10 protein-coding genes are annotated in these 12,424 nt (G+C 65.1%); 6 read left to right on the forward strand and 4 right to left on the reverse strand.

The window, feature by feature from the left end; translation table 11 throughout:
• Positions 1–132 precede the first annotated feature (132 nt).
• Complete coding sequence (locus KF707C_RS01185) at positions 133–798, forward strand: TetR/AcrR family transcriptional regulator (RefSeq protein ID WP_003455688.1); 666 nt, start codon at positions 133–135, stop codon at positions 796–798.
• On the opposite strand, the gene KF707C_RS01190 is transcribed toward KF707C_RS01185, so the two are convergent.
• Genes KF707C_RS01190 through KF707C_RS01205 form a run of 4 tightly spaced genes read right to left on the reverse strand, consistent with a single transcriptional unit; the run spans position 765 to position 5,278 of the window.
• The gene (locus KF707C_RS01190) at positions 765–1,805 is read right to left on the reverse strand and encodes a hydrolase (protein WP_003455686.1); all 1,041 of its coding nucleotides are present in this window, start codon (positions 1,803–1,805) and stop codon (positions 765–767) included. The two genes, KF707C_RS01185 and KF707C_RS01190, sit on opposite strands and share 34 nt — an antisense overlap.
• A gap of 14 nt (positions 1,806–1,819) precedes the next feature.
• Positions 1,820–2,443 (reverse strand): 16S rRNA (guanine(966)-N(2))-methyltransferase RsmD, encoded by a 624-nt coding sequence (gene rsmD, locus KF707C_RS01195; protein ID WP_003455683.1) that lies wholly within the window; start codon positions 2,441–2,443, stop codon positions 1,820–1,822.
• Positions 2,443–3,930 (reverse strand): M16 family metallopeptidase, encoded by a 1,488-nt coding sequence (locus KF707C_RS01200; protein WP_003455682.1) that lies wholly within the window; start codon positions 3,928–3,930, stop codon positions 2,443–2,445. The genes rsmD and KF707C_RS01200 overlap by 1 nt, the downstream gene beginning before the upstream one ends.
• Complete coding sequence (locus KF707C_RS01205) at positions 3,923–5,278, reverse strand: M16 family metallopeptidase (RefSeq protein WP_003455681.1); 1,356 nt, start codon at positions 5,276–5,278, stop codon at positions 3,923–3,925. Before KF707C_RS01205 ends, KF707C_RS01200 begins: the two co-directional genes overlap by 8 nt.
• Positions 5,279–6,404: 1,126 nt before the next feature.
• Between KF707C_RS01205 and ltrA the strand changes: the two genes are divergently transcribed.
• The 5 genes from ltrA to rpoH all read left to right on the forward strand — a co-directional run bounded on the left by ltrA (position 6,405) and on the right by rpoH (position 12,366).
• Positions 6,405–8,138, forward strand: a complete 1,734-nt coding sequence (gene ltrA / locus KF707C_RS01210) for a group II intron reverse transcriptase/maturase (protein WP_003455680.1) — start codon at positions 6,405–6,407, stop codon at positions 8,136–8,138.
• A 207-nt stretch (positions 8,139–8,345) separates the two neighbouring features.
• A complete protein-coding gene (gene ftsY / locus KF707C_RS01215) occupies positions 8,346–9,716 on the forward strand; it encodes a signal recognition particle-docking protein FtsY (protein ID WP_003455678.1) in 1,371 nt (456 codons plus the stop codon).
• Positions 9,713–10,381 (forward strand): cell division ATP-binding protein FtsE, encoded by a 669-nt coding sequence (ftsE, locus tag KF707C_RS01220; protein ID WP_003455677.1) that lies wholly within the window; start codon positions 9,713–9,715, stop codon positions 10,379–10,381. The genes ftsY and ftsE overlap by 4 nt, the downstream gene beginning before the upstream one ends.
• A complete protein-coding gene (ftsX, locus tag KF707C_RS01225; RefSeq protein WP_003455676.1) occupies positions 10,378–11,397 on the forward strand; it encodes a permease-like cell division protein FtsX in 1,020 nt (339 codons plus the stop codon). The genes ftsE and ftsX overlap by 4 nt, the downstream gene beginning before the upstream one ends.
• 114 nt (positions 11,398–11,511) lie before the next feature.
• Positions 11,512–12,366 (forward strand): RNA polymerase sigma factor RpoH, encoded by an 855-nt coding sequence (rpoH, locus tag KF707C_RS01230; protein WP_003455675.1) that lies wholly within the window; start codon positions 11,512–11,514, stop codon positions 12,364–12,366.
• The last annotated feature ends 58 nt before the right edge of the window (positions 12,367–12,424 follow it).

The following is a 12,424-nucleotide window of genomic DNA, read 5'->3' on the forward strand; positions in this document are numbered from 1 at the left end:
CTCGTCGCGCCGGAAGGCTGCCCGTCGAACGGCCGGGCGGTCCGTTTGCCGGTCACGCCGGGTGTTCCCGGACGATCAGTCGATGTACCTTTGCCTCCGCCAGGTCCATCCACCCGCAGGAAATTCCGCTCCATGGCCCCGAGAACCAAGACCCGCGACCGCATCGTTCTGGAGAGCCTGGGGCTGTTCAACACCCAGGGTGAGCGCAACGTGACCACCAACCACATCGCCGCGCACCTGGGCATGTCGCCGGGCAACCTCTATTACCACTTCCGCAACAAGCAGGAGATCATCACCGAGCTGTTCGGCCAGTACGAGGCGCGGGTGGATGCCTTCCTGCGGGTGCCTGAAGGGCGCGCGGTGACGGTGGAGGACAAGACCTTCTACCTGGAGTCGCTGCTGGCGGCGATGTGGGACTTCCGTTTCCTGCACCGCGACCTGGAGCACCTGCTGGAGTCCGATGCGGAGCTGGCGGTCCGCTACCGGCAGTTCGCCCAGCGCTGCCTGGACCACGCTCTCGGCATCTACCGGGGCTTCGTCGAGGCGGGGATTCTGCTGATGACGCCGGCCCAGACCGAGGCGTTGACCCTGAACAGCTGGATCATCATCACCTCCTGGGTGCGATTTCTCTGCACCACGCGCGGCGAGAGCGCGGACATCAGCCAGGACCTGCTGCGCCGTGGCATCTACCAGGTGCTGGCGCTGGAGGGCGGCTACCTCGCGCCCGAGGCGCAGCCGGCGGTGAAGGCGCTCTACGAGAAGCTCTACGTACCGCTCGACGCCATCGTGCCGGCCTGACGGCAGCTGTCCAGCCAGTCCGGGATCCGCCTCTCCAGGTAGAAGGCGGGCTTGCGCGGAGACCCTTCGACGAAGCCCACATGGCCGCCCCGGGCATGGAGTTCCATGCGCGTGGTGGCGGACAGTTCCTGGGCCTCCGGCAGGCTGTGGCGGAACACGAAGGGGTCGTCGGCGGACTGGATCAGCAGGGTGGGAATACGGATGCCGCCCAGGTAGTAGCGGCTGGAGGCCCGGCGGTAGTAGTCGTGGGCGTCGTCGAAGCCGTGCAGGGGCGCGGTGACGCGGCCATCGAAGTCCCAGAAGGTGCGCATGCCGTCCAGGGTGCCCAGCCGGTCCAGGGCGCTCAGGTGCTCGGACTGGCCCTGGTGGGTGAAGAGCTGCCGCTTGGTTTTCACGTAGGCCACCATCTCGCGCATGAAATGGGCCTGGTACACCCGTGAGAAGCCCAGGGCGATGCGGTCCGCGCACTGGTCCAGGCGGTAGGGCACCGACACCGCGACCGCGCCTTGCAGGCCGCAGTCCAGGCCGGTTTCACCGAGGTGCTTGAGCAGCACGTTGCCGCCGAGCGAGTAGCCCACGGCATAGAGGGGGGCCAATGGTCGGCAGGCCCGGAGGTGGGCGATGGTGGCGGCCAGGTCTTCGCTGACCCCGGAGTGATAGCCCCGGGGCAGGCGGTTGGGTTCGCCCGAGCAGCCCCGCCAGTTCAGGGCGACGCTGGCCCAGCGGCGCGCCGCCAGTTCCTGCTGCAGGCCGAGCACGTAGTGCGACGCGGACGAGCCGGTCAGGCCGTGGAGTACCAGCACCAGGGGTCTGTCGGCCTCGTGGGGACCGTGCCAGTCCAGGTCGAGGAAGTCGCCGTCTTCCAGCCAGAGCCGCTCCCGTTGTCGCTCCAGTTGCGCCGGTACGCGGAAGAAGGGCGACCAGAGGGTTTGCAGGTGGGGGCCAGGCAGCCACCAGGCGGGCTGGAAGCTGCTGTGGGCGGTGACCTGCTGGTGGAACGCGGGCATCGACGGGAACCGGGTCAGACGTCAGGGAGGTGACCTGTCTCGGCGCTGCGCTGCCACAGGGCGTAGTACACCTGGCCGGCTTTCTTCTCCCGGTGCAGGCGCCAGTTGCTCGGCAGGCCCAGCGCGGATGGCGGGGTCTCGCTTTCGGTATAGACCCAGGCACGGGGGGCCAGCCAGCCCCGGTTTTCCAGCAGTTCGCAGACTGGGGCCAGCAGGCCCAGGTTGAAGGGCGGGTCGAGGAACACCAGGTCGAATGGGGAGGGTGCCTGGGTGTCGAGGTAGCGCAGGGCGTCGCTCTGCAGCAGCTGGCCCTTGCCGCAGCGCAGCACGTCCAGGTGGCCGCGCAAGGCGGCCACCGAGTCGGGATTCAGGTCCAGGGCCAGCGCCTGTTCCGCGCCCCGGGACAGGGCTTCGAGAAAGAGCGCGCCGCTGCCGGCGAAGGGATCCAGCACCCGGGCGCCCTCCACATGGGGGGCCAGCCAGTTGAACAGGGTCTCGCGCACCCTGTCCGGCGTGGGGCGAAGGCCCGGGCCATCGGGAAAGGCGAAGCGCCGCGAGCGCCATTCGCCGCCGATGATGCGGAGCTGGCCCTGGCCGCCATGGCCAGGACGGGCGGGTTTGGCGTTGGGTTTGCGCATCAGTGCTCCGGTACGCCGCTGGGAAGGTCGGCGGGCTTGTCGGTGGGAGGCGGCAGGTCCTGCTGGGAGACGGTCGGGCCTGCGGTGACGATGACGAACTGGTCGGGATCCAGGTGGCGGGCCATGGCGGCTTTCACCTGGGCCACGTCCAGAGCCTGGACCTGGGTCATGAAGTCTTCCAGGTAGGTCAGGGGCAGGTCGTAGAAGCCGATGGCGCCCAGTTGGCCGACGATATCGGCATTGCTGGCGGTGGACAGCGGGAAGCTGCCGGCGATCTCGCGCTTGGCATCCTCCAGTTCTTTCCGGGTAGGGCCTTCGGCCAGGTAGCGGCGGACGATGTCCTGGATCAGCGCCAGGGTGCCCTGGCTCATTTCGGCGCGGGTCTGCAGGCCGATCATGAAGGGGCCCTTGACCTGCATCGCGGTGAAGCCGGAGCTGATGCCGTAGGTGAGGCCGCGCTTCTCCCGCACTTCGTCCATGAGCCGGGTGCCGAAGCCGCCGCCGCCGAGGATCTGGTTGCCGATGTACAGGGCGGCATAGTCGGGCTCGTTCCGGTCGATGCCGAGCTGGGCCAGCATCAGGTGGGTCTGCTTGGAGGGGAACTCGATATGGTGGACGCCGGCCTTGGGCGCGGCGGGCTCCGGCAGTTTCGGCAGCGCCGGTCCCTTGGGCAGGGCGCGGGACACCTGGTTGGCGATGGCCTCGGCCTCGGCGCGGGACAGGTCGCCTACCAGGGCGATCACCAGGTTGCCGGCCGCATAGGCCTTCCGATGGAAGGCGCGCAGCTGGTCGACGGTGATGCCGGGGATGGACGCTTCGGTACCGTCGCTGGGGTGGGCGTAGGGGTGCTGGCCGTAGAGCTGCTCGAAAAGCTCCAGGCCGGCCAGGCGGCCAGGATTCTGTTTCTGGTACTGGAAACCGGCGAGCATCTGGTTCTTGATCCGTGCCAGGGCGTCCTCCGGGAAGTCCGGGGCGCCGACGACCTGGGTGAAGAGTTCCAGCGCCGGAGTGCGGAGCTCGGGCTTGGTCAGGCTGCGCAGGCTGGCGATGGCCATGTCGCGGTAGGCGCCATTGCCGAATTCGGCGCCGAGGCTTTCGAAGCCTTCGGCGATGGCGGTGACGTCCTTGCCGGCCACGCCCTCGTTGAGCATGGCGTTGGTCAGGGTGGCCAGGCCCGGCAGGTCGCCGTCCTGGCTGCTGCCAGCGGCGAAGGTCAGGCGCAGGTCGAACATCGGCAGCTCGGGCGCGGCGACGAACAGCACGCGGGTCCCCTCGGTGGTCTTCCAGCTCTGGATCTCCAGGCGCCGGCGCCCGGGGGCGTTGCCGTTCAATTCCGCCAGGGATTCCAGGCCAGGGGTGCTGGGCGGCGCGGCGGTCTCCGCCGTGGCCGAGCTGTTCGGGCGGTCGGCGATGAAGCCGAGCAGGCCCAGCAGGACGATCAGGGCCAGGCCGAGCAGGCCGTAACGCAGGCCGTTGCGATCACTCATGGCCGCTCTCCTCGGGCAGGACGTGGGCGACGCTCAGGCGGTCGCGGGTGAAGAAGGTGCGGGCGGCGGCCTGGATGTCGGCCGGGGTCACCGCTTCCAGGGCGGCCAGGTCCTGGTCCATCAGCTTCCACGACAGGCCCACGGTCTCCAGTTGGCCGATGGTGGTGGCCTGGCTGGTGATGGAGTCGCGCTGGTAGACCAGGTCGGCGATGACCTGGGCGCGGACGCGCTGCAGTTCCTCTGCACTGGGCGGCGTCCGCTTCAGAGCCTCCAGCTCGCGCCAGAGCCCGGCTTCGGCCTGGGCCAGGGTCCTGCTCTTCTGCACGTTGGGGGTGGCGCTGACAACGAACAGGCTGTCGCCACGGGAAAAACCGTCGTACCAGGCGGAGGCGCCGCTCACCAGTTCCTCGCCGCGCTCCAGTCGGCTGGGCAGGCGGGCGCTGTAGCCGCCGTCGAGCAGGGCGGAGATCAGGCGAAGGGCGTGGACCTGACGGGCCTCCGGGGCGGTGGCGAGGCCCGGCACGTTGAAGCCCATCACCAGGCTGGGCAACTGGGTGCGAACGTGCAGGGTGATGCGACGCTCGCCGGGCGTGGCCAGCTCCAGGGGACGCTTGGCCGGCGGTACGGCGCGGCGGGGGATGTCGCCGAACCAGCGCTGGGCCAGGCCTTTCACCTCGTCAGCGGTGACGTCGCCGACCACCACCAGGGTGGCGTTGTTCGGGGCATACCAGGACTGGTACCAGTGGCGCAGCTCCTCCACCTTCATGCGGTCGAGATCAGCCATCCAGCCAATGGTGGGAATGCTGTAGCCGCTGGCCGGATAGGCCATGGCCTTGAAGCGCTCGAAGGCCTTGGCGCTGGGCTTGTCGTCGGTGCGCAGGCGGCGTTCTTCCTTGATCACCTCGATCTCCCGGGCGAATTCCTCGGGCGGCAGCCTGAGGCTGGCGAGGCGGTCCGCTTCCAGTTCGAAGGCGACGCCCAGGCGATCACGGGCCAACACCTGGTAGTAGGCGGTGTAGTCGTCGCTGGTGAAGGCATTCTCCTCGGCGCCCAGCTCCCGCAGGATGCGCGAGGCTTCGCCGGGGCCGAGCTTGCGGCTGCCCTTGAACATCATGTGTTCGAGGGCGTGGGACAGGCCGGTCTGGCCGGGCGTCTCGTAGCTGGAGCCCACCTTGTACCAGAGCTGGGAGACCACGACGGGGGCACGGTGGTCCTCGCGGACGACGACTTTCAGACCGTTGTCCAGGGTGAACTCGTGGGTGGGTTGGGTGTCTGCTGCGAGTGTCAGGGCAGGCAGGCAGAGGGCGCAGATGAGCAAGCCAGCGGCTTGTCGGGCAATGCCTTTCATGGATGTTCTGGACCTGTCGGACGGCCCCGGCGGTCGTACCGCCTGCGGGCGAAGAGGTGCTAGGATACCCCATCCTGTGCGACACGTATGATCGTGTCGTGCTTGGTCGGAGAGCTTTCTCCCTGACACCAAGTCCTTTGATATCAAGGGGCTAGAGTCTAAATAAAGCACTTGTGCCTGGTTTGACCAGCTCAAATCGACCCGCTTGCGGGGGTGTGGTAAATCCCCGTTCCGGGGGAAGCTACGCCTCGAATACGACCTCTAGCGGTCTAAATTCGTTCGGTTAAGCGCATCAAAAGGCAATTCCTATCACGGGAATTGTTTCAAGATATTTCAAGCCCCAAGGGTGGTAAACGCCCTTAGGGGCTGCTCCCACCTTATAAAGGCCTCTGGACTAACTTGACCGTCACCATCGTCGTGAGATGTTGGAGGCACCAAGTCCAAGCACGGAGCGTGAGCTCCGGACCGCATTGCTCAACTCCGCTGGTCCAGGGAGTACCGAGCCTGATGTGTACCCATCAGTTCACTAGGTCGGCATGCTCTGGGGACCAACCCTGGGGTATGAAGCCCGGCTAACAATGTCTCTCCTTTTTAGGAAATGCATCCGGTGACGGTATGCATAAGGCTTCGAATTGCCCGGAGTCTGGAGGCTAGTGACCTAACCCGCATGGCTAACACATGTGAATCGTCGTCAGAACCCTCGTCAGTATCATGGGGCCAACGGCAATTAGGCCCCGGCCAAAATGGCACCGTAGTCGGTCAGTGCAGTAGGAAGATGCACTGCGGTACCGCCGCACTACCGGGGGAAAGGCGAAGCCTAAACGGGGAATCGATGCTATCCGGGGAACGTGGTAATCCCGACCACTCGCCTCGCTTCGGCAGGCAGGCTGCCCGCAAGGGACGCTGATGAGTGTGGGGAATGGGAGGGTGCAAAAAGCGAATGGTCGCCTGTAATGGGCGTCATATCGGTTGAAACATCATCGACAGGGGCAACCCTGGCTGACTTGCACCTGGTCTACAGGCGCAACGAAAACCGCTGATTCCAGCGTAACAACGACCCTAGGGGGCGGATTCTGCCCCTAGGGGCAGTCCGTCCTGAAGGTCTAGTCACCATCAGGAGGACAGTATGAAAACGCAACTAGAAACATCAGTTACGTCTGCGTCCTTCGACGAGGATATGACCTGGCACAGTCTCGACTGGGCCAGTATTCAGACCTCCGTCCGGAAGACGCAGTTGAAAATTGCGCAGGCAACAAGGGAAGGCAACTGGCGCAGGGTTAAACGCCTGCAAAGGATGCTGACCCACTCGTTTCATGGTCGGTGTCTGGCCACGAAAAGAGTCACGGAGAACCGTGGTCGCAAGACCCCGGGCGTAGATGGAGCAACATGGGGCTCGCCCCAGGCCAAGCTACAGGCCGTGATACGTCTGTCGAAAAAACGAGGCTATCGACCGCAACCGCTTCGGCGAGTGTGGATACCGAAGCCCGGCAAGCAGGAGAAGCGTCCACTAGGTATTCCGACGATGATTGATCGGGCCTGGCAGGCACTTCACCTGCTCGCACTAGAACCCGTAGTCGAAAGCACCAGCGACTTGAAAAGTTACGGTTTCCGACCTGACCGCTCTACCGCTGATGCGATGGTGGAACTCTTTGCCCTGCTGTCACGGCAGGACAGTCCGCAATGGATCTTGGAGGGGGACATCAAAGGCTTCTTCGACAACATCAACCATGACTGGCTGTGCCGGAATGTCCCCATGGACAGGGTGGTACTGCGCAAGTGGTTACGGGCCGGGGTTATCGACCGGAGACAATTCACGGCCACGCAGGCCGGGACACCACAAGGAGGAATCATTTCCCCTTGCTTGGCAAATGCCACCCTCAACGGCCTGGAAGCTCAGTTGAAACGCCATCTGGCGGAGAAACTGGGTGTCAAAAAGGCTGAGAAAACGAAAGTCCAAGTGGTGCGTTATGCGGACGACTTTGTGATTACTGCAGCTTCCAAAGAGCTGTTGGAGTCCGAGGTAAAACCCTGGGTAGAACAATTCCTGTCTGTACGAGGGGTCGAACTATCCCAGGCGAAAACGCAGATTACGCATATCCACGAAGGCTTCGATTTCTTGGGTTGGTGCTTCAGGAAATACGTGCCGAAGTCGCCTTACGGGAAGGCCAAGCTGTTGATCAAACCCTCGAAGAAGAATGCCTCGGCGTTCTACCGAAAAGTGGCAGAGATCATCAAGAGCAGCGGGGCTATGACGCAGGAAGCGTTGATCGGCCAACTGAACCCGGTACTGAAGGGGTGGGCGCAATACCACTCCGCCGTTGTAGCAAAGCAGACCTTCAGCAGGCTGGATCACCTGATTCATTGGCGTGTATGGAGGTGGGCGAAGCGCAGGCATCCGAACAAGTCGGTCGACTGGATTAGGAATAAATACTTCCATTCCATAGACGGGCGAAGCTGGGTGTTTGCGCAACCCTATAAAGGTGGCAAAGGAGAGCAGCGGTTCCGTCAGCTGTACACGCTGGCGAAAACCGCAATCGTGCGACACAAGCGTCTGCCGGGGGAGTATCACCCTTATGACGCTGAGCATGAGCTGAAGTGGGAAGCGCTACGAGTCCAACGGATGCAGCACAAGCTGCGTTACCGAGGGCAAGTCGTCAGGCTTTTCGCTCGGCAAAAAGGCAAGTGCGCATTGTGCGGATACCCGGTGAGCAAAGAGACAGGATGGCACGACCACCACGTCATTAGGCGTGTGGACGGCGGACCAGACACGCTCGATAACCGGGTGCTGCTGCACCCCAACTGTCACGCGCTGATCCACAGTCAGCGGAAGCAAGTAAACCTGCTCCACAGCGGCTTATAGTGGTAAAGTCGCGCGCAACACTCCGTGCGTTGCCGGCCAGTCTTCATGGCTTCATGTAGGCTTGAGCCGTGTGCGATGAAAGCCGCATGCACGGTTCTTAGGGGGCCCCGGACCAGATAATGGTACGGGGCTACCCGACTTCCCGGGGCGGCGAAGCGGGCCAGGCACAGAGCCAGCACCGTCGCTCCCTTGAGATGCAATCGACTCATGTTTGGTTCCAACGACGACAAGAAGGCTCCGGCTCAGGCCGGGGAAAAGAAATCCTTGTTCGGCTGGCTGCGCAAGAAGCCCCAGGAAGCCGCTCCCGCTCCGGCGGAGCCGGTAGCGCCTGCCCAGGCCGAATCCCCCGTTGATTCCGTTCCGTCTCCAGTGTCGGCCGAGGCTCCTGCCTCGCCGGCGGCCGACCCCGCGCCGGCCGCGCCTGAAACGCCCGCGCCTGCCCCGCTGGTGATCGAAGCGCCGGCGCCCGTGACAGAGATTCCCGCCGCGTCGGTGGTCGAAATCCCGGCCGCGCCTCAGCCTGCTGCACCTGCACCTGCACCTGCACCTGCACCTGCACCGGAGGCCGCCGCTGCCCCTTCGGCGCTGGAGCCGGCCCAGGCAACGCCGGTACCCTCCGCATCCGTCGCTTCGGCCGAACCGGCCAAGGCGGGCTTTTTCGCCCGACTCAAGCAGGGCCTGTCGAAGACCAGCGCCAGCATCGGCGAGGGCATGGCCAGCCTGTTCCTGGGGCGCAAGGCCATCGACGATGACCTGCTGGATGAGATCGAGACCCGCCTGCTCACCGCCGACGTCGGGGTGGAGGCCACCAGCGCCATCGTCCAGAGCCTGACGCAGAAGGTGGCGCGCAAGCAGCTCGCCGACGCCGATGCCCTGTTCAGGGCCCTGCAGGAGGAACTCGCCGCGCTGCTGCGCCCGGTCGAGCAGCCGCTCAACATCGATGGCGCTCGTGCGCCCTATGTGATCCTGGTGGTCGGCGTGAACGGCGTCGGCAAGACCACCACCATCGGCAAGCTGGCGAAGAAGCTTCAGCAGGACGGCAAGAAGGTGATGCTGGCCGCCGGTGATACTTTCCGTGCCGCCGCCGTGGAGCAGCTGCAGGTCTGGGGCGAGCGCAACAACATCGCGGTGATCGCCCAGCACACCGGCGCCGATTCCGCCTCGGTGATCTTCGATGCCGTGCAGGCCGCCAAGGCCCGGGGCGTCGACGTGCTGATCGCCGATACGGCCGGCCGCCTGCACACCAAGGACAACCTGATGGAGGAGCTGAAGAAAGTGCGCCGGGTGATCGGCAAGCTGGACGAGACCGCTCCCCACGAGGTGCTGCTGGTACTGGACGCCGGCACCGGCCAGAACGCCATCAACCAGGCCAAGCAGTTCCACCAGGCGGTGAATCTCTCGGGCCTGGCCCTGACCAAGCTGGACGGTACCGCCAAGGGTGGCGTGATCTTCGCCCTGGCCAAGCAGTTCGCCCTGCCGATCCGCTACATCGGCGTCGGCGAAGGCATCGATGATCTGCGGACCTTCGAAGCCGACGCCTTCGTCAAGGCCCTCTTCGCCGAGCGGGAGTCTGCATGATTCGATTCGAGCAGGTCGGCAAGCGCTACCCCAATGGCCACGTTGGCCTGCACGAGCTGAGCTTCCGCGTCCGCCGCGGCGAGTTCCTCTTCGTGACCGGCCACTCCGGTGCGGGCAAGAGCACCCTGCTGCGCCTGCTCCTGGCGATGGAGCGGCCCACCACCGGCAAGCTGCTGCTGGCCGGCCAGGACCTGTCCACCATCACCAATTCGCAGATTCCCTTCCTGCGCCGGCAGATCGGCGTGGTGTTCCAGAACCACCAGTTGCTGTTCGACCGCACCGTGTTCGACAACGTCGCCCTGCCGTTGCAGATCCACGGCCTGTCCAAGCCGGAGATCGCCAAGCGGGTCGGCATCGCCCTGGAGCGGGTTTCCCTGGCCGACAAGGCCGAGCTCTACCCCGCCGACCTCTCTACCGGCCAGCAGCAGCGCGTCGGCATCGCCCGCGCCGTGGTGCACCGGCCGGCCCTGCTGCTGGCGGACGAGCCCACCGGTAACCTGGACCCGCGTCTGGCCGCCGAGATCATGGGCGTCTTCGAGGACATCAATCGCCTGGGGACCACCGTATTGATCGCCAGTCACGACCTTGCGCTGATCGCGCGCATGCGCCATCGCCTGCTCACCTTGCAACGCGGCCGCCTGATCGGCGATGGGGAGGCCGTATGAGCGCCAAGCAGATTCCGCCACCCAAGCCCGCCGAGCGCGTGGGCGCCACGCCGCGCAATGTGGAGTCGCCGGATCGCCAGGACGATGGCCCGGACTTCCGCACCCTGCTGCTGGCCTGGCTGGAAAGCCACCGCGCCAGCCTGATGGACAGCTTGCGCCGCCTCGGCCGGCAGCCCATCGGCAGCTTCTTTACCTGCCTGGTGATGGCGATCGCCCTCAGCCTGCCCATGGGCCTGTCCCTGCTGTTGAGCAACGTGGAACGACTGGGCGGATCCTGGCAGCGAGCGGCGCAGATTTCGCTGTTCATGAAGATCGACGCCAGCGAATCCCAGGGCCAGAAGCTGCGGGACGAGATCGCCGCCATGCCCGACGTGGCCGAGGCCGAGTGGATCAGTCGCGAGCAGGCGCTCGCCGAGCTGCAGCAGCAATCCGGCCTGGGCGAGGCCCTCAAGGAGCTGCCGGAGAACCCGTTGCCGGGCGTGGTCCTGGTCACGCCCAGGGAGGTCGACAAGGCCGGCCTGGAGGCCCTGCGCCAGCGCCTGGCGGAGATGCCGGGCATCGAGCAGGCGCAGCTGGACCTGGTCTGGGTCGAGCGCCTGTCGGCCATCCTCAAGCTGGGTGAGCGCTTCGTCTTCGGCCTGGCGGTGTTGCTGATCCTGGCGCTGCTGCTGGTGATCGGCAACACCATCCGCCTGCACATCGAGAACCGCCGCACCGAGATCGAGGTGATCAAGCTGGTGGGCGGCACCGATGGCTATGTCCGTCGTCCCTTCCTTTATATGGGCGCGATCTACGGCACCGGCGCCGGCCTGCTGGCCTGGCTGGTGCTGGCCTACGGCCTGAACTGGCTGAACGATGCCGTCGTTCGCCTCGCCGGTCTCTACGGCAGCGATTTCGCCCTGGCCGGCGTGCCCCTCGGAGACGGCCTGTCGCTGCTGGTCGGTGCCGTCCTGCTGGGCTACATCGGTGCCTGGCTGGCGGTTGCGCGGCATCTGAGCGAGCTTGCGCCGCGCTGAAAAAGCGCGTCCGTCGGCTGCCGCTTTTCGGGGTGTAAGGAAACTTTTACACCCCCTTGCAGTCAGATTGGCCAGTGCTACACTGCGCGAGCTTTAGTGAATCGGAGGATTCGCATGACCACTTCCCTGCAACCTGTCTATGCCCTTGCCCCCGGTGCGAACCTGGAGGCATACGTGCATGCGGTCAACGGCATTCCGCTGCTGACTGTCGAGCAGGAGCGCGAACTGGCCGAGCGCCTCTTCTACCAACAGGATCTGGAAGCGGCCCGGCAAATGGTGTTGGCGCACCTGCGCTTTGTTGTACATATCGCCAAGAGTTATTCCGGCTACGGCCTGGCCCAGGCTGACCTGATCCAGGAAGGCAATGTCGGCCTGATGAAGGCCGTGAAGCGCTTCAATCCCGAAATGGGCGTGCGCCTGGTGTCCTTCGCCGTGCACTGGATCAAGGCCGAGATCCACGAATTCATCCTGCGCAACTGGCGCATCGTCAAGGTCGCGACCACCAAGGCCCAGCGCAAGCTGTTCTTCAACCTGCGCAGCCAGAAGAAGCGCCTGACCTGGCTGAACAACGATGAAGTCCACGCCGTGGCTGACACCCTTGGCGTCGAGCCCCATGAAGTCCGCGAGATGGAAAGCCGGCTCACGGGCCAGGACATGGCCTTCGACCCGGCGGCGGATGCCGATGACGACGCTGCTTTCCAGGCTCCGGCCCATTACCTGGAAGATCATCGCTACGACCCTGCGCGCCAGCTCGAGGAGGCCGACTGGAGCGACAGCTCCACCGCCAACCTGCACGAAGCGCTGGAGGGCCTGGACGAACGCAGCCGCGACATCCTCTATCAGCGCTGGCTGGCCGAAGAGAAGGCGACGCTGCACGACCTGGCCGCCAAGTACAACGTCTCCGCCGAGCGTATTCGCCAGTTGGAGAAGAACGCCATGAACAAGCTCAAGGGCTGTATTCAGGCGTGACGCTGCCCCCCGAAGAAGCCGCACCCTGGTGCGGCTTTTTTCTGCCCGGAGAAACCCG

It is taken from the genome of Pseudomonas furukawaii (assembly GCF_002355475.1).
GTDB lineage: Bacteria > Pseudomonadota > Gammaproteobacteria > Pseudomonadales > Pseudomonadaceae > Metapseudomonas > Metapseudomonas furukawaii.